This is a genomic window from Mycolicibacter arupensis, assembly GCF_002086515.1.
In the GTDB taxonomy this organism is placed as follows: Bacteria; Actinomycetota; Actinomycetes; order Mycobacteriales; family Mycobacteriaceae; genus Mycobacterium; species Mycobacterium arupense.
This window is the reverse complement of the sequence record NZ_MVHH01000014.1, coordinates 18,818-35,782: the sequence shown is the minus strand read 5'-3', so window position 1 is coordinate 35,782 and position 16,965 is coordinate 18,818. Positions and strand designations below refer to the sequence as shown.

At 68.2% G+C, this 16,965-nt stretch carries 14 protein-coding genes; 8 read left to right on the top strand and 6 right to left on the bottom strand.

Annotated features, from left to right (window positions below):
• Nucleotides 1-91 precede the first annotated feature (91 nt).
• The 3 genes from prpD to BST15_RS09235 are packed head-to-tail and all read left to right on the top strand — an operon-like array spanning nt 92 to nt 3,629.
• Nucleotides 92-1,597 (top strand): 2-methylcitrate dehydratase PrpD, encoded by a 1,506-nt coding sequence (gene prpD, locus BST15_RS09245; RefSeq protein WP_046190164.1) that lies wholly within the window; start codon nt 92-94, stop codon nt 1,595-1,597.
• A complete protein-coding gene (prpB, locus tag BST15_RS09240; protein ID WP_046190165.1) occupies nt 1,594-2,511 on the top strand; it encodes a methylisocitrate lyase in 918 nt (305 codons plus the stop codon). The genes prpD and prpB overlap by 4 nt, the downstream gene beginning before the upstream one ends.
• Nucleotides 2,508-3,629 carry a bifunctional 2-methylcitrate synthase/citrate synthase gene (locus BST15_RS09235; RefSeq protein WP_046190166.1) on the top strand — a complete coding sequence of 374 codons (1,122 nt, stop codon included), beginning with the start codon at nt 2,508-2,510 and terminating at the stop codon, nt 3,627-3,629. The genes prpB and BST15_RS09235 overlap by 4 nt, the downstream gene beginning before the upstream one ends.
• A gap of 24 nt (nt 3,630-3,653) precedes the next feature.
• Here BST15_RS09235 and BST15_RS09230 read toward each other — a convergent pair whose 3' ends face one another.
• Nucleotides 3,654-4,871, bottom strand: a complete 1,218-nt coding sequence (locus BST15_RS09230; RefSeq protein WP_046190167.1) for a cytochrome P450 — start codon at nt 4,869-4,871, stop codon at nt 3,654-3,656.
• 181 nt (nt 4,872-5,052) lie between these two features.
• Between BST15_RS09230 and BST15_RS09225 the strand changes: the two genes are divergently transcribed.
• Nucleotides 5,053-5,631, top strand: a complete 579-nt coding sequence (locus BST15_RS09225; protein WP_046190168.1) for a TetR/AcrR family transcriptional regulator — start codon at nt 5,053-5,055, stop codon at nt 5,629-5,631.
• Between the two features lie 22 nt (nt 5,632-5,653).
• The gene (locus BST15_RS09220; protein ID WP_046190169.1) at nt 5,654-7,393 is read left to right on the top strand and encodes a DUF3556 domain-containing protein; all 1,740 of its coding nucleotides are present in this window, start codon (nt 5,654-5,656) and stop codon (nt 7,391-7,393) included.
• Here BST15_RS09220 and BST15_RS09215 read toward each other — a convergent pair.
• Together BST15_RS09215 and BST15_RS09210 are read right to left on the bottom strand one after the other, a co-directional pair.
• Nucleotides 7,390-7,857, bottom strand: coding sequence for a nuclear transport factor 2 family protein (locus tag BST15_RS09215; RefSeq protein ID WP_046190177.1), 468 nt, complete (start codon nt 7,855-7,857; stop codon nt 7,390-7,392). The two genes, BST15_RS09220 and BST15_RS09215, sit on opposite strands and share 4 nt — an antisense overlap.
• A 38-nt stretch (nt 7,858-7,895) precedes the next feature.
• Nucleotides 7,896-8,432 carry a carboxymuconolactone decarboxylase family protein gene (locus tag BST15_RS09210; RefSeq protein ID WP_046190170.1) on the bottom strand — a complete coding sequence of 179 codons (537 nt, stop codon included), beginning with the start codon at nt 8,430-8,432 and terminating at the stop codon, nt 7,896-7,898.
• 116 nt (nt 8,433-8,548) lie between these two features.
• Between BST15_RS09210 and BST15_RS09205 the strand changes: the two genes are divergently transcribed.
• The 3 genes from BST15_RS09205 to BST15_RS09195 all read left to right on the top strand — a co-directional run bounded on the left by BST15_RS09205 (nt 8,549) and on the right by BST15_RS09195 (nt 10,794).
• The gene (locus BST15_RS09205) at nt 8,549-9,133 is read left to right on the top strand and encodes a CGNR zinc finger domain-containing protein (RefSeq protein WP_046190171.1); all 585 of its coding nucleotides are present in this window, start codon (nt 8,549-8,551) and stop codon (nt 9,131-9,133) included.
• Between the two features lie 103 nt (nt 9,134-9,236).
• Entirely contained in the window at nt 9,237-9,953 is a 717-nt protein-coding gene (locus BST15_RS09200) for a FadR/GntR family transcriptional regulator (protein ID WP_046686335.1), read from the top strand.
• Between the two features lie 4 nt (nt 9,954-9,957).
• Complete coding sequence (locus BST15_RS09195; protein ID WP_046191352.1) at nt 9,958-10,794, top strand: sterol desaturase family protein; 837 nt, start codon at nt 9,958-9,960, stop codon at nt 10,792-10,794.
• Between the two features lie 122 nt (nt 10,795-10,916).
• On the opposite strand, the gene BST15_RS09190 is transcribed toward BST15_RS09195, so the two are convergent.
• The 3 genes from BST15_RS09190 to BST15_RS09180 form a co-directional block, all read right to left on the bottom strand.
• Nucleotides 10,917-11,795: a crotonase/enoyl-CoA hydratase family protein gene (locus tag BST15_RS09190; protein ID WP_046191353.1), complete on the bottom strand. Its 879-nt coding sequence runs from the start codon at nt 11,793-11,795 to the stop codon at nt 10,917-10,919.
• 10 nt (nt 11,796-11,805) lie between these two features.
• Complete coding sequence (locus BST15_RS09185; RefSeq protein WP_083070904.1) at nt 11,806-15,750, bottom strand: cation-translocating P-type ATPase; 3,945 nt, start codon at nt 15,748-15,750, stop codon at nt 11,806-11,808.
• Between the two features lie 299 nt (nt 15,751-16,049).
• Nucleotides 16,050-16,940, bottom strand: a complete 891-nt coding sequence (locus tag BST15_RS09180) for a mycobacterial-type methylenetetrahydrofolate reductase (RefSeq protein WP_046190415.1) — start codon at nt 16,938-16,940, stop codon at nt 16,050-16,052.
• Nucleotides 16,941-16,965: the final 25 nt, after the last annotated feature.

The window sequence follows — 16,965 nt, the reverse complement described above, 5'->3', positions numbered from 1 at the left end:
GCAACGTTTGCAAAATTGGGGAAAGTAGGACGCAGTAATACGCATTTCCCGTGCGTATCGGGGGTGATCTGGCGTGCGTAGGGTGTGGAATATGCAGCTACATGACGTGAAGACCCGCCGCAGTGCCGATGAATTCCCCCGGGAAGAACACCTCGCTTGGAAGATCGCTCAGGTGGCCGCCGACCCGGTGGCCGTGCCGGAGGACACCGCGGCCATGGTGATCAACCGGATCATCGACAACGCGTCGGTCAGTGCCGCGTCGGTGCTGCGCCGGCCGGTGACGGTGGCCCGCCGCCAGGCGCAGGCACACCCCTCCACGCCGGGCGCCCAGGTCTTCGGCATCGAAGGCAGCTACTCGGCCGAGTGGGCCGCCTGGGCCAACGGCACCGCGGTACGCGAGCTGGACTTCCACGACACCTTCCTGGCTGCGGAGTACTCGCACCCCGGCGACAACATCCCGCCGCTGGTGGCCGTCGCCCAGCAGCTCGGACTCTCCGGTGACGACCTGATCCGCGGCCTGGCCACCGCCTACGAGGTCCAGGTGGACCTGGTCAAGGGAATCTGCCTGCACGAGCACAAGATCGACCACGTCGCCCACCTTGGGCCGTCGGTGGCCGCCGGCATCGGCACCATGCTCAAGCTCGACCCCGAGGTGATCTACCAGGCCGTCGGTCAGGCGTTGCACCTGACCACCGCCACCCGCCAGTCCCGCAAGGGCTCGATCTCCAGCTGGAAGGCCTACGCACCGGCGTGGGCCGGCAAGGTCGGTATCGAGGCCGTCGACCGGGCGATGCGCGGTGAGGGTGCACCGGCTCCCATCTGGGAGGGCGAAGACGGTGTCATCGCCTGGATGCTCTCGGGCAAGGACCACACCTACCAGGTGCCGCTGCCCGGCCCCGGTGAGGCCAAGCGCGCCATCCTGGACACCTACACCAAGGAGTACTCCGCGGAGTACCAGAGCCAGGCCCTGATCGACCTGGCGAAGCGCCTGCGTGAGCGGATCGGCGACCTGAGCCAGGTGGCCACCATCGTGCTGCACACCAGCCACCACACCCACTACGTGATCGGCACCGGGTCCAACGACCCGCAGAAGTTCGACCCGGACGCCTCGCGCGAGACCCTCGACCACTCGCTGATGTACATCTTCGCCGTAGCTCTGGAGGACGGCAGCTGGCACCACGTGCGGTCCTACAGCCCCGAGCGTGCGCACCGGCCCGAGACCATCGCGTTGTGGCGCAAGATCTCCACCGTCGAGGACCCGGAGTGGACCCGGCGCTACCACTCGATCGACCCGAACGAGAAGGCCTTCGGTGCGCGCGCCGAAGTGACCCTGGCCAGCGGCGAAGTGATCACCGACGAGCTGGCGATCGCCGACGCCCACCCGCTGGGAGCACGGCCGTTCGAGCGCAAGCAGTACATCGGCAAGTTCGTCGAGCTCGCCGAGGGCGTGGTGAGCACCGCGGAGCAGGAGCGCTTCCTGGCTGCCGCCGAGGGTCTGGCGGGGCTCAGCGGCGCTGAGCTGAACGGCCTGAACATCGTCGTCGCGCAGTCGGTGCTGGACCAGGCGCCCGCGACCCCGGAAGGGATCTTCCGGTGAGTAGCGGTCTGATCGGGGCCACCGCGGCCCCGTCAGAAAAGCGGGCGGCGCTTCGGGCCGGCCTGGAGTCCGGTCAGTTACAACGGATTCCCGGCGCGTTCTCGCCGCTGGTCGCCAAGCTGATCGCCGAGATCGGCTTCGAGGGGGTCTACGTCTCCGGTGCGGTGCTCTCGGCCGACCTGGGGCTGCCCGACATCGGGCTGACCACGCTGACTGAGGTGGCTGGTCGCGGCGCGCAGATTGCCGCCGCAATCAACCTGCCGACGTTCATCGATGCCGACACCGGCTTTGGTGAGCCGATGAGCGCCGCGCGCACCATCACGGTGCTCGAAGACGCCGGGCTGGCCGGATGCCACCTCGAAGACCAGGTCAACCCCAAACGCTGCGGTCACCTCGACGGCAAAGCCGTCGTGCCGACCAGCGAGATGATCAAGCGCCTGCGCGCCGCCGTAGCCGCGCGCCGCGACCCGAACTTCATCATCTGCGCCCGCACCGATGCGGCCGGCATCGAAGGATTGGACTCTGCGATCGATCGAGCCAAGGCCTACGCCGACGCCGGGGCGGACCTGATCTTCACCGAGGCGCTGTACACCCCGGCCGACTTCGAAAAGTTCCGTGCCGCAGTCACTACCCCGCTGCTGGCCAACATGACCGAGTTCGGCAAGTCCGAACTGTTGACTGCCGCGCAACTGGGCGACCTGGGCTACAACGCGGTCATCTATCCCGTCACCACCTTGCGGCTGGCGATGCGCGCCGTCGAGGTCGGTCTGCGGGAAATCGACAGCGCGGGAACGCAATCCGGACTTCTGGACCAGATGCAGCACCGCAGTCGGCTCTACGAGCTGCTGCGTTACGCCGAATACAACCAGTTCGACGACGACATCTTCAACTTCACGTTAGGAGCGTCCCAATGACCGTCGCCCCCGCAGAACCGGAGATCCGCAAGGGCCTGGCCGGTGTCGTCGTGGACACCACCTCGATCTCCAAGGTGGTTCCCGAGACCAACTCCCTGACCTACCGCGGATACCCGGTGCAGGACCTGGCCGCGCACTGCAGCTTCGAGCAGGTCGCCTACCTGCTCTGGCACGGTGAGCTGCCCACCGACGCCGAGCTGGCGTTGTTCTGTCAGCGCGAGCGTGCCGCTCGGCGCGCCGACCGGTCGCTGCTGTCGCTGGTGGACAAGCTCCCCGAGAACTGCCACCCGATGGACGTGGTGCGCACCGCGATCAGCTACCTGGGTGCCGAAGACGCAGAGGAGGACGACCCCTCCGAGTCGGCGAACTTCGCCAAGGCGCTGCGGATGTTCGCGGTGCTGCCCACCATCGTGGCCGCCGACATGCGTCGCCGCCGTGGCCTGGCCCCGATCGCCCCGCACAGCCACCTGGGCTATGCGGAGAACTTCCTGCGGATGTGCTTCGGCGAGGTGCCCGACCCGGTGATCGTGTCGGCCTTCGAGCAGTCCATGACGCTGTATGCCGAGCACAGCTTCAACGCCTCCACCTTCGCGGCGCGGGTGGTCACCTCCACCCAGTCCGACATCTACAGTGCCGTCACGGCGGCCATCGGTGCGCTCAAGGGCTCGTTGCACGGCGGGGCCAACGAGGCGGTCATGCACGACATGATCGAGATCGGTGAGCCCGGCAAGGCCGCGGAGTGGTTGCACGGCAAGCTGTCCCGCAAGGACAAGGTGATGGGCTTCGGTCACCGGGTGTACAAGCACGGTGACTCGCGGGTGCCCACCATGAAGGCGGCCCTGGAGCGGATCGCGGCGGCCAAGGACGGTCAGCGCTGGTTGGATATCTATCGGATCCTGGAGACCGAGATGTTCGCCGCCACCGGGATCAAGCCCAACCTGGACTTCCCGACCGGGCCGGCCTATTACCTGATGGGCTTTGACATCCCGATGTTCACGCCGCTGTTCGTGATGAGCCGCATCACCGGATGGACCGCGCACATCATCGAGCAGACCGCGTCCAACGCGCTGATCCGCCCGTTGAGCGCCTACTCGGGAAGCCCGCAGCGCGCACTCTGAGGGGCGCAGTGGGCGAGGGGCCCATCAGTCGACGGTGAGCCCCAGGCGCTCGAGTCGCCGAACCAGCAGGCTGGGCAACCACCGGCCGGCCTCGGAGAGCCCGAGGTGCGAGGTGCGTTCCAGCAGTTGGCCGATCACGATTCGGGCCTCCATCCGGGCCAGGGTTGCGCCGACGCAGAAGTGCGCGCCCCGGCCGAAGGCCAGATGGCCCACGCCGCCGCGGTCCAGCCGAAACTCGTTGGGTTGGGCGAAGCGGGCGGGGTCCCGGTTGGCGGCGCCCCACAGCAGCAGGAGCCGCTCCCCGGCGCGTAGCTGCACCCCGGAGAGAACGGTGTCGTGCCGAACGTGCCGGTAGTGACCCCGAAACGGCGGTTCGTAGCGCAATACCTCCTCCAGGAACGTTCCCAGCAGCTCGGGGGAGTCGCGGACCCGGCGCTGGATCTCCGGTCTGGTCGCCAGAATCCAGGCCGCCGAACCGATCAGCGACGCGGTCGACTCGCCGCCGGCGCTGAACAAGGTGATCATCATGACCTGCGCGGCGACGGTGTCGAGGGCACCGGTGGCGCAGGCGGTGGCCACGTCGCCGAGCAGGTTGTCGCCCGGATCACGGGCGGCCCGCCCGAAGTGGTCGCCGATGTAACCCGAGAGCTCCATCACCGCGACACCGGCGGCCGCCAAGTCTTCGGTGGTGCCCAGACCCTCCAACAGCTGGGTGCCCGCGTAGGCCCAGCGCATCAGCTGGTCGACGTCCTCCTCGGGCACACCGATCAGGCGCGCGACGATCAGCATCGGCAGCCGGTTGGCGACGGAACTCATCCACTCGATGCCCCCGTCGTGCAGGCCCTCGTGCCACAACCGATCCATGGTGTCGGCGACCACCGTCTCCAGGGTGCGGATGCGCTTGGCCGCCAGCCGCCCCACCAGCATCTTGCGGTGCGCCGCGTGCGCCGGATCATCGGCGGTGGCCAGCACCTGGGTGGGCCCGCCCAGCCCGTCCATTGCGAACGTGCCCACCGTGCCGTCGGGCTGATACAGCATGGTCCCGGTCAGATTCGACGAGAAGTCGTCGGGACGTGCGACGGCGTCGGCCACCGTGTCCCAGCCGCACACCGCGGAGAAACCGGATTCCCCGATCCGATGCACCGGGCCTGCGGCCAGCATGCGGTCATACAGCGGGTACGGCTGCTGCAGGTAAGCGTCATCGAACAGGCTCACGCCCAGCTGCTGTGTTCCCACCGTCATCGCACCAGGTTGTGCGGGGTGAGCCGGCGGCGTCAATGGGGCTGGGCAAAGTTGACAGCCCCGTGCGTGGCCGCTGGTGGGCGGTTGTCTCACGGGGGAGGTGGTACCTGCCCACTTGGTGAGAATTGGTGCGAGTTCTGTCTCAGGCTGAGATAGTCGTTTCAAGGGAAGGGGGCGTCACGTGGTGGGCCATGACTGGCTGGTGGGGGCCGATCGTCGCACCGCGGGAGCGGAGCGCATCTATGCCGCCGCGACCGATCTGGTGATGCGCGACGGACTCGAGGCACTCGACATCGATGTCCTGGGCGACCGGGTGCACTGCTCGCGCGCCACCATCTACCGGCATGCCGGCGGCAAGGCCGAGATTCGCGACGCCGTATTGGCGCGGGCCGCCGCCCGCATCGTGGACACCGTGCGTGAAGCGGTGGCCGGGCGCAGCGGAGCCGACCGGGTGGTGGCCGCGATCGCGGTGGCGCTGCAGCGCATCCGCGCGGATCCGCTCGGGCAACTGATGGTCGGTTCGGTGCGCGGCACGCAGGAGCTGACCCGGCTGGCCGGCTCACCGCTGCTCGCTGATTTCGCCCGCGATCTCAGTGGCCTGGGTGACGACGACCACGATGCCGCCCAGTGGGTGGTTCGGGTGGTGCTATCGCTGCTGTGCTGGCCGATCGGCGATGCCCGGACCGAGCAACAGATTCTGGAACGCTTCGTGGCTCCGGCGTTTTCGAACGAGGGAGATGGTTTCCGCGCAGAGATCTAGAACACGTTCTAGTCTATCGGCCATGGGATTTCTCAAGCCTGAACTGCCCGTTGTCGACTTCGCGGAATGGAGCAAGGGCACCCGTAGCGAGAAGATCCGGCCGATGGCTCGGCACTGGGCCGAGGTGGGCTTCGGCACGCCGGTGGTGCTGCATCTGTTCTACGTGTTCAAGATCGGCCTCTACATTCTGGGCGCCTGGCTGTTCGCACTGGCCACCGCGGGCATCGACGGTTTCACCGAGGTGCGGCAGTGGTGGAGCGAACCGATCGTGTTCGAGAAGGTCGTGCTCTACACGATGTTGTTCGAGGTGATCGGTCTGGGCTGTGGCTTCGGCCCGCTCAACAACCGGTTCTTCCCGCCCATGGGGTCGATCCTGTACTGGCTGCGGCCCGGCACCATTCGGCTTCCACCGTGGCCGCGGCGTATCCCGCTGACCTCCGGCACCGCCCGCACCCCGCTGGACGCCGCACTGTATGCGGCGCTGCTGGTGGCGCTGCTGGTGGCGCTGGTCTCCGATGGGACCGGTCCCATCGCGGCGCTGCACACCGACGTCGGGGTGTTGCCGCACTGGCAGATCCTGACGATTCTGGGGATCCTGGCGGTGATCGGCCTGCGGGACAAGGTGATCTTCTTGGCTGCCCGCGGTGAGGTGTACGCGCCGCTGGCCACCGCGTTCCTGTTCAGCGGCGTCGACATGATCATCGCGGCCAAGGCCATCTTCATGGTGATCTGGATGGGCGCGGCGACCTCGAAGCTCAACCGGCACTTCCCGTTCGTGATCTCGACGATGATGAGTAACAATCCGCTGATCCGCCCGAAGGCGCTCAAGCGCCGGTTCTTCAAGGACTTCCCCGAAGACCTGCGACCCGGCTGGCCGTCCAAGACGCTGGCGCACGTGAGCACGGCGATCGAGATGCTGGTTCCCCTGGCCCTGTTCTTCAGCCATGGCGGTCTGCCCACCGCGATCGCGGCGTTCGTGATGGTCTGCTTCCACCTGGGCATCCTGGCGGCCATTCCGATGGGGGTGCCGTTGGAGTGGAACGTCTTCATGATCTTCGGCGTGCTGTCCCTGTTCGTCGGACACGCCGAACTGGGGCTGTCCGACGTGAACAATCCGCTGGCGGTGGCACTGCTGTTCGCGGTCAGCGCGGGCACGGTGGTGCTGGGCAATCTCTTCCCGAACAAGGTGTCGTTCCTGCCCGGGATGCGCTACTACGCCGGCAACTGGGACACCACGCTGTGGTGCGTCAAGCCCTCGGCCGAAGAGAAGATCGCCCGGGGAATCGTCGCGATCGCCAGCATGCCCGCCGCACAGCTGGAGCGCTTCTACGGCAGCGCCGAGGCCGCCCAGATCCCGATCTATATGGGTTATGCGTTCCGCGGCTTCAACACTCACGGCAAGGCGTTGTTCAGCCTGGCGCACCGGGCCATGGCCGACGGCGACGAGAGCGACTACACCCTGACCGACGGGGAACGGATCTGTTCCACCGCGATCGGCTGGAACTTCGGCGACGGCCATATGACCAACGAGCAGCTGATCGAGGCGTTGCAGCAGCGTTGCGGATTCGAGCCGGGGGAGGTGCGGGTGGTGATCCTCGACGCGCAGCCGATCCACCGTCAGACCCAGGCCTACCGGCTGGTGGACGCCGCCACCGGAGAGTTCGAACGCGGGCACGTCAAGGTGGCCGACATGGTGGCACGCCAGCCTTGGCAGGACGACCTGCCGGCCTATGTCGACACGGCCGGCAGGCCGTCCCCCTAGGCGACCGGGATGTCGTGCCCCGGGCCGCGTTCGCCCTCGGGCCGCGGACCGAAGTAGCGGCGTGCAGATTCGGCGATCGCGACGTCGTTGATGCTGGCCTCGCGGCGGCGCATCAGGCCGTTCTCGTCGAACTCCCACAGCTCATTTCCATAGCTACGGAACCACTGGCCGGACGCGTCGTGCCATTCGTACTGAAACCGCACCGCGATCCGGTTGTCGTGGAAATCCCACAGGCTCTTGCGCAGGACGTAGTCCAGTTCGCGTTCCCACTTGGCGGTGAGGAAGGCGACGATCTCGGTGCGGCCGGTGAGGAAATGGTCGCGGTTGCGCCACACCGAGTCTGGGCTGTAGGCCAGGCTGACGTGGTGGGGATCGCGGGTGTTCCAGGCATCCTCGGCGGCTTGCACTTTGGCCAGCGCACTGGCGGTGTCGAACGGTGGCACGGGCGGGCGTTGTTCGGACATGGTGTCCCTTTCTTTGGGGCTCACAGCTTCTTTGGGGCTCACAGCGCGACCGCGGGCCAATCATTGTCGACTCGCGCCAGCACATTGAAGTAGTTGGTCAAGGTGTTCAGTGCCAGGTGGGCGACCAGTTCGCCGATCTCCTCATCGGTGACTCCCGCCGCACGCGCGGCATCGAGTTCGGCGACGTCGACGTCCCCGGCGTTGGCCGCGATCGTGGCCGACAGGGCCAGCAGTGCGGCGATATGACTGTCAGCGGACTCGGCCCGGCGTGCCGCGTCGAGTTCGCCTGCGTCGATCTTGGCCACACTGCCGCCGACGAAGGTGTGCGCCGACAGGCAGTATTCGCAGCCGTTGAGCTGGGCGGTGGAGATCGCCAGACGCTCGCGCACCTCGGGCCGCAGCGTGCCACCGGCCACCGCTCCGGACAGGGCCAGATAACTGCGCAGCAGGGTGGGGCTGTTGGCCATCGCCTTGGTCATGTTGGGGGCCCGGCCCATGGACTTGGTGACCTGGGTCAGCAATGTGGCCGCCTCCCCGGTGGCGGTGTCGGGTTCGACGGGGGTGAAGTGCGTCATGACGGGATCCTTTCGGGAAACGATTCTCTAATGGGTAAAGCTGATTGCATCCGTTAGAAGATTTAGCACGAAGTTCTAACGGATGCAAGGCCATCTATCCGTGATAACGTGGTGAAGTGACGACCGCAACACCTGCGTGGCTGCTGCCCGATGAGCCGGCGCCGGTTCGCCTGATGAACACCATCTGGGCTGACTCCGGCGCGATTCACGACGCGTTGACCGGTCCGGACGCATTGCGCGAGTGGATCGCCGCGGTCACCGGCCGCGACGACGGCGAGCTGGGCGATCCCGATGCCGGGGAGTTCAACGATGCGCGGCTGCTGCGCGACGCCCTGCGTTGCCTTGCAGCGCTGGTCACTGCGGGCGCTCCGGACGCCGGGACTGAGGTGGCCGAGGCGATCGCCGTGGTGAACCGGCTGCTCGCCGACCGGCCCCGGGGCGAACTCGCCCTCGTCGACGGAGGGCTTCGCGCCGTCGACGTGCGACATGCGTCGCCCATCCGAAGCGTGCTTGCCGAGCTGGCGCAGCAGGCGGTGGAGCTGTTCACCGGGCCTATGGCGGCCAACTTGCGGTCCTGCAATGCCCCTGGCTGTGTGCTGTTTTTCGTCAAGTCGCACCCGAGGCGGGAGTGGTGCTCGCCGGGGTGCGGCAATCGTGTCCGTGCGGCGTGCCACTACCGGCGAATCCGGGAGAATCGCTGACTCGCCGGACCTGACCCGGGCGGCCAGGGGCCCGGCGAATCGTGACTCAGATCACTGGTCCAACCAGTTGACCAGTGTGGCGGGATGGCCCAGCATGGAGCGCATGGACTTGGCGCCCATCTCCCGCACCGCGATCTCCGACACGATCTTCGTGCGGCTGGTCGAAGAGATCCTGACCGGACGCCTGCCCGCCGGCGAGGCGTTGCCCTCGGAGCGCGAACTCGCCCTGACTCTGCAGGTCAACCGGCACGCCGTCCGGGAAGCGCTCAAGCGCCTGCAGCAAGCCGGCCTGATCCGGATCAGCCACGGCGGCAAGACCCGGGTGTTGGACTGGCGGGAAAGCGCCGGCCTGGATGCCCTGACCGGCCTGGCCGTCGCCGGGGCGATCCCGACTCGCCAGATCATCGGCGACGTCGCGGTCATGCGGCGCTCGATCGCCGCGGATGCCGCGCGGTTGTGCGCGCGGCACGCCACCCCCGAGCAGCGGGCGGCGATCACCGCCGCGGCCGCGGCCTACCCGGTGGCCGGTGACCTCGCGGCGGTCAGCGATGCCGATCTGACGTTCTGGACCGCCATAATTGACGGCTCCGTAAATATTGCTTACCGGCTAGCGCTCAACACCCTGGTGGCCGCCTACGACGAGATGGGTCGCGAGGCCATCTACGCCCTGGGGGCCGCCGAATTCGCCGACCGCGACGCCCACATCGCCCTCGCCGCCGCGATCGCCGCCGCCGACGAGGACGCCGCCTATCGGCTGGCCGATGATTTGCTGACCCGGTTCGTCACGGCCTGCCAGGCCGGCGCCGAGGGAGAGGACTAGTCCCGTGTTCGACCTGATCGCCCACGCCATTCCCGTCTTCGTGCTCTGCCTGCTCCTGGAAGCCGTGTCGTTCGCGGTGCGTCCCGACGATCAGGAGCGCGGCTACGAGATGCGCGACACCAGCACCAGCCTCACGATGGGAATCGGCAACGTCGTCATCAACATCGGCTGGAAGCTCGTGGTGCTGGCGGCCTATAGCGCCGTCTACCTGGTGGCGCCGGTACACCTGTCGGCCACCAACCCGCTGACCTGGATCGCGCTGTTCCTCGCCGACGACTTCGCCTACTACTGGTATCACCGCACGCACCACACCATCCGGGTGTTCTGGGCCAGCCACGTGGTGCACCACTCCAGTCAGCACTACAACCTGTCCACGGCCCTGCGTCAGACCTGGACGCCGTTCACCGCGGTGCCGTTCTGGATCCTGTTGGCGTTCGCCGGATTCGCCCCGTGGATGATCCTGCTGCAGCAGTCCATCAGCCTGCTCTACCAGTTCTTCATCCACACCGAACGGGTGGGCAAGCTGTGGCGGCCAATCGAATTCGTCTTCAACACCCCGTCGCACCACCGCGTGCACCACGGCTCCAACGCCGAGTACCTCGACAAGAACTACGGCGGCATCCTCATCGTGTGGGACCGCCTGTTCGGCACCTTCGAACCCGAGGATGAGCGTGTGATCTACGGGCTGACCAAGAACATCGACACGTTCAACCCGGTGCGGGTGGCCACCCACGAGTACGTGGCCATCTGGCGCGACATCCGCGCGGCGCGCAGTTGGCGTGCGGTGTGGGGCCACCTGTTCCGCGGCCCCGGCTGGCAGCCCGCCCCTGGCCGACCGTGAAGCCCGCCCCTGGCCCAGCGTGAAGTTAGCTGCACACTCGACTACTCAGAGTGAAGCTAACTTCACGCTCGGCGGTGGGGTGAGCCGGCGGTGGGGTGAGCCGGCGGTGGGGTGAGCCGGGGTTAGACGGGCGTGACCCACTCGTTGTAGAACGGCGGCATCTGCGAGGCCCGGCCGGTGAACTGGGCGTCGCGCTTCTCCAAAAACGCCCGCACCCCGTCGGCCCCGTCGCCGATGCTGGTGTAGAACATCGCCAGTGAATCGACCCGGTGCGCCTCCACCGGGTCCGGTTGCGCGGAGTTGCGGTAGAGCATCTGACGGATCAGCGCGAACGACACCGGCGAGCGGCCCTTGGTCCAGGCATCGGCCAGCGCCCGCGCGTCAGCCAACAGTGCTTCGGGCTCGTGCAGCGACCCCGCGATCCCGCAGCCGAGTGCCCCCTCGGCATCGAGGATGTCGGCGCGGTAGAGCAGATCCAGGGCGGTCGGCATGCCGACGATCCGGGGCAGAAACCACGTCGAGCACGCCTCGGGAGTGATGCCCAGCTTGCCGAAGACCAGACCGAAACGCGCCTTGGTGGAGAACAGCCGGGCGTCCATGGCCAGCATCATGGTGGCCCCGATCCCGACCGCGGGCCCGTTGACCGCGGCGATCACCGGTTTACGGCAGTTGTAGATCGCCAAGGTCACCCGCCCGCCGGTGTCGCGCACCCGGGCAAGCTCGGGGTCATCGAGGTCGGCCATGTCGGCCAGCGACGGCGACTTGGACTCATCCAGGCCGAACACATTGCCGGAACTGGACAGGTCCATGCCCGCGCAGAAGGCGCGCCCCGAGCCGGTGACGATCACCGCGCGGACAGCGTCGTCGTTATTGACGTCGACGAAAGTTCGCTCCAGCTCTTCGGCCATCTCGACGGTGAAGGCGTTGAGATTGTCCGGCCGGTCCAGGTGCACGGTCAGGATGCCGTCGACGACCTCATGGCGCAGCGTGGTGAACTCCATCGCCCCGAGGCTAGTGGGCCTCGGCGGGGGACAAGAAGCGGGGCACGATGGCCGCCCCGGCGATGGCGGCCGCAGTCGACGCCAGCGCCTGGCCCCAGCCGATCGGGCCCAGCGGCGTGCAGCCCATGAACTGGCTGATTCCCGGGATGCTGATCAGCAGGGCCAGCGCCGCGAACGACCCGCCGGCGGTGGCCAGCACCATCGGCGAGCGTGACTCCAGCAGGGTCTGCGCCAACTGGGTGCTCACCAAGGCGACCAGTGCCACCGTGGAGGCGCGCCGGGGAAATCCGGTCAGGCGGCCCATGAACCACGCCGCGAGGGTTGCGCTGGCCGTCGTGGTGCCCCGTAGTGTCACCGCGCGCAACAGCGCCTTCTCATCGGGCCCGCGTCCCCCGAAAGGCATGGGACGCCGAGGCTGGCTGATCGCCAGCGCGGTGGCCGGGAACGCGTCGGTCACGATGTTGACCAGCAGCAGCTGCCGGGTGGTCAACGGCGCCTGACCGGTCAGCGCGCTGCCGATGATCGCGAACAACGCGCCGCTGGCGTTGCCGCCCAGCAGCACCGCCACCGCGGCCTGAACCCGCTGCCACAATTGGCTGCCCTCGTTGAGGGCGTCCAGCAGGGTCTCGATCTTGCCGTCGAGCAGCACCACGTCGGCGGCCGTGTGGGCGGCGTCGCTGCCCTGCGCGACGATCCCGATCCCGACCGTGGCGGCCCGGATGGCGGCGGCGTCATTGGCGCCGTCACCGACCATGGCCGAGACCTTGCCGCTGCGTTCCAGCGCCTGCACCACCTGCACCTTGTTCGCCGGCGACATGCGGGCGAACACCACCCGCTCGGCCACCGCGCGTTCCTGCTCCGTGCCCGACAGCGCCTCCCACTCCGTGCCGGTGATCACCTGATCGGCGGACAGCCGCACGCCCATCTTGCGGGCGATCGCGCGGCCGGTGGTCGGGTGATCGCCGGTGATCATCCGAATGGGCACCTGCCGGCGCTCCAGCTCGGCCAGCAGCCCCGCTGACCCGGCGCGCGGCGTGTCGGCGATACCGACGAACCCGACCAGCGTCAAACCGTCGGCGCACTGCTGCGCCAGCGTCGCGAGCTGGGCCTCGGGATCGTCGGGATCGGCCGAAAGTGACTGCACCTGAGCGGGACTGAGCTCACGACGTGCCACCGCGAGCACCCGCAGACCCTCGTCGGCCAGTTGCTCCACCACATCGTGGATGTCGGCCGCGACGTGGTCGCAGGCGGCCAACACCACCTCGGGTGCGCCCTTGATAGTCAACTCGGCTCCGAACACCGACGCCGCGAACGGCCGCCCGGAGCGGAACGGCAGATGGGCATCGGCTGTCCCCGAAGCGACGGCTCCGGGCACTTGGGCCGCCGCCGCCACGATCGCCGCGTCGGTCGCGTCGATATGGCTCTGCCCCTTGGCCGACGCCGTCGCGCGTTCCGCGCACCGCAGCACCTCGTCACGGGAATGATCGGCCGCCGTGCGCACCTCGGTGACCCGCAAGCGGTTCTCGCTCAGGGTGCCGGTCTTGTCGAAGCACACCACGTCGACGCGGCCCAGGGCCTCCACGGAGCGGGGGACCCGCACCAGCACACCGGATTTGGTGAGACGTTGAGCCGAGGCGTGCTGAGCCAGTGTGGCAACCACCGGCATGCCCTCGGGGACAGCGGCCACAGCCACCGACACTCCGTTGGCCACCGCCTGCTGCAGCCGGGTGGCCCGCAACACCCCCAGCACGCTGACCAGGCCGCCGGCCATCAGGCTCAGCGGCCAGGTCCGGGTGGTGATCTGTCCGAGTTGATGGGTCAGCCCGATATCCCCGTGCCGGCTGGTGACCAGGTCAGCGGCGCGCCGCACCTCGGTGTCGGGCCCCACGGCGGTCACCAGCGCCAGACCGTTCCCGGAGGCCACGGTGGTGCCCGCGAACAGCATGCAGCGACGCTCAGCCAGCTCGGCGCCCGGGGTGGCGTCGAGCTGCTTGGTCACCGGCAACGACTCACCGGTGAGCGAGGATTCGTCGACCTCCAGTTTCTCCAGCTCGACCAATCGGGCGTCGGCGGGCACCACATCGTCGGGACCCACCTCGATCAGGTCGCCACGCTCCAGCTGCTCGGGAAGTACTTGGACGCGGTCGCGAGTGCCATCGGGCCGGATCGTCACCTTCCAGGCCGGCGGGATCTGCTCGGCCAGGAGCCGATCCAGCCGCAGTTCGGCGCTCAACCGTTGACCGGCCGCCAGGACCGCATTGCTGACCAGGACAGAGCCGACCATGAGCGCGTCGAGGGGTGCGCCCAGCAGCGCGGTGGCAGCGGCGCCCAGTCCCAGGACGGGTGTCAGTGGATCGGACAGTTCGTCACGCACCGCGTCCAGGAACTGCCAGACCACGTGCCGCCCGGCGGTGCCGGTGTCCGGCGCGACGTCGGGCCGCGACAGCGAGCTCAGGGCGGCGCGCGCCTGCTCGACCGACATGGCATGCCACTCCTCGACGGGGACCGGCCGGGGCAGCGGCGCCGTGATCACCCGGCGGGCCGTCCAGTAGCCCGACACCAGACCCACGGCCGCGCCCAGCGCCACCGGCTCGGGACCGCGACCGCGCACCGTGGGAATGAGCAGCATCGAACCCAATGCCGAAGCGCCGGTGGACAAGGCGATACCCAGACGGGTGGCCTCCTGGGCCGCGGGCAGGGCATGCAATACCCGCCAGACCCCGGACAGGTCATCGACGATCAGGTCCGCCACCGGCGGCTCGCCGTCGTCGGGCAGGATGCCGATCCCCAGGTCGGCCGCCGACAGCGCCTGGGCGGCCGCAGAGGAGACCACCGCCACGGTGTGGCCGTCCTGCTGGTAGTCGCGCACCGCATGAAGCAGCGTGACGTCGATCGAATCGCCCGTCAGGGGAGCGATTTCGTCGAATGCGGGCCGCAGCACTCCCAGGCCGGCGGAGTCATCCACGGTCACCGTGCGCACCTGGGCGCGCTGTGTCTCGGCGAGGGTCGCGGCCGCCAGGGGATGCGGCGCCGGAGCAACCAGCGCCTCGGTGCCGGGGCGGCCGGGGACGGGATGCCACCCTGGCCGCAGGTCACCCGTCGCGAGCATCTCCCGGGCGCTTTCCCAGGCGGTCAGATCCTTCTCGTCGGTGCCGCGCAGTCCCGCCAGGCGCAACGCTGCGGTCCGCAGCACGCGCGGATCGAGGATCACCACGTCGATGCGGTCCAGTCGACGCAGGCTGTCCGGGTCGACCTGCAGTGCCTCGTCCCGGTTGGCCAGCCCGCGGCCCAACGTGGCGGCGAACGATTCGTGCGTGGCCCGGGTGGCTTTGGGCACCGCGACCAACGCGGCATTGCCGGCCAGTTCCGGGTCGCGGCTGGTCGCGGCGACGACGGCGGCGCCGATCGCCTGAATCCAGGTCCCGCGCTGGAGGTTGTGGTCGACCGGGCTCTCCGGGGATTCCGTCGTGCGCTGGGCCGACGGGGCAGCCGGGCGGGCCAGCTCCGGCTCGCGCCGCGCCCAGGCCCGGGTGTCCGCGCGCGCTTCGGCGGCTCTGATCGTGTTGATCGCCAGGTCCACCGCCAGCATCGACGGCGCCGCGGCCAGGGCGTTGACGGCGGTGGTCGCCATCCCCAACGCGGTGGCGGTGGCGCGCTTGCCGATTCGTTCCTCCAGCAGGCGACGCAGCTGTGGCTGGTGGTCCAGGGTGATCACCGCGCCCTGGAGACTGGAGGGCAACCGGCGAAACCGCAGCACGCGACTGGCAACTGCCAGACCCAGGCCGACGGCATTGATGCCGGCCATCGCGGCGCTGCTGACCGCGATCAGACCATCGCCGGGTTCGGGGGCCGGGCGAAGATGCCGCCGTGGGCGGTCGACCTCCGCCGGTGGGTCGGCAACCACGTCATAGTCCGGCTCGACATCGTCGGCCAAGGCAGCTATCGAGGGGGGCATCGGTCTCCTTCGCTCGGCGACCGAAGCCGTGGAGACAGCCCGCGGAACCTTCGGTCGACATGATCGATCGTCCGAAGGTCTCGCTCGCGAAAGTCCAGGTCCGCTGAATGACCGGGCGGGTGCAACCGCCGTATTGACGACCATTCACATCCACCACCGGTGTGGCGGGTAGGAACTACTCCCCTTCGCGTCCGAGGCTAGGGCCGGTAAGCAGCTGTCGGCTGAACGCCGCCGAGACTCGACCTGAAGTGTCGGTGAATTACTGCCCCTTCCAATCGATCTGGGCCGCCTCCTCGGGTTTATGCCGGCGGCGACCAGTAGGCGAGCATCTCGGCGAAGGTGTCGAAGGCCGGCTTCGAAATACCGTAGGGAGCCTCGAAGTGCAGGCTCAACGGGAACCCCAATTCGGCCACGCCATCGATCACCCGCTTGTAGAGATCGAGCAACTGGCGGCGTTTGGCGTCGGGTTCGCCCGCGGCCAGGGTCCGCACGAAGTCCTGTTCGGCGGCGACGGCCTCATTGCCCGGGTCCTGGATCAGCCAGTCGATCAGCCCGACCTTGGACTCCATCTTGGGCACGAAGCCGAACGACAACAGGACCTCGGGCCGGTGGTCGCTGACCTGGGTGAAGTTGCGCAGGAATCCCACGATGGCATCCGAGTAGAGCAGCTGCGTCATCCCGAACGTGGCGCCCCGCTCGCATTTGAAGGCGAAGCGATCCTGCTCGGCGTCTCGGGTCGGGATGAGGATGACTCCCCGGTTGTCCACGAGATCGTCGAACTTGGACAGGGCGTCGGTGGGTGCGACGCCGCCGCCCTCTCCGTCGTTGAGCGTGCGGGGGACACCGACGAAGATGATTCCGTCGAATCCGGCCTGGCGCAGCCCCGAAAGGCGTGTCCGCAGCGCGGACTCGTCGAGGAATGCGGTGACCTGTGTGCACAGTCCGCGCACTCCGGGCAGTTCGGGACCGATGACCGACCAGAAGTCGCTCACGTCGAGTTTGGGGTGCATCTCGACCGGCCGATCGTCGTCTTCGGGGATCAACCCGGGGATCATGACGTGACCGATCCGGCCCGCGATGCCCGCTTGGGCGGATAACTGCAGGACCTTGTGGGCCTCTTCGCGGGCCTGCTTGGCCCCGCGGTCGGTGTTGGGCGGCACCAATTCCAGTGCAATGGTGTTCAGCGGCATCAGGGAACTCCGTATCTGATGGGGA

Bases quoted from the DNA above. Each gene is read 5' to 3' on its own strand.
- prpD (WP_046190164.1), top strand. From the start codon at position 92: ATGCAGCTACATGACGTGAAGACCCGCCGCAGTGCCGATGAATTCCCC.
- BST15_RS09235 (WP_046190166.1), top strand. From the start codon at position 2,508: ATGACCGTCGCCCCCGCAGAACCGGAGATCCGCAAGGGCCTGGCCGGT.
- BST15_RS09230 (WP_046190167.1), bottom strand. From the start codon at position 4,871: ATGACGGTGGGAACACAGCAGCTGGGCGTGAGCCTGTTCGATGACGCT.
- BST15_RS09220 (WP_046190169.1), top strand. From the start codon at position 5,654: ATGGGATTTCTCAAGCCTGAACTGCCCGTTGTCGACTTCGCGGAATGG.
- BST15_RS09215 (WP_046190177.1), bottom strand. From the start codon at position 7,857: ATGTCCGAACAACGCCCGCCCGTGCCACCGTTCGACACCGCCAGTGCG.
- BST15_RS09210 (WP_046190170.1), bottom strand. From the start codon at position 8,432: ATGACGCACTTCACCCCCGTCGAACCCGACACCGCCACCGGGGAGGCG.
- BST15_RS09200 (WP_046686335.1), top strand. From the start codon at position 9,237: ATGGACTTGGCGCCCATCTCCCGCACCGCGATCTCCGACACGATCTTC.
- BST15_RS09190 (WP_046191353.1), bottom strand. From the start codon at position 11,795: ATGGAGTTCACCACGCTGCGCCATGAGGTCGTCGACGGCATCCTGACC.
- BST15_RS09185 (WP_083070904.1), bottom strand. From the start codon at position 15,750: ATGCCCCCCTCGATAGCTGCCTTGGCCGACGATGTCGAGCCGGACTAT.
- BST15_RS09180 (WP_046190415.1), bottom strand. From the start codon at position 16,940: ATGCCGCTGAACACCATTGCACTGGAATTGGTGCCGCCCAACACCGAC.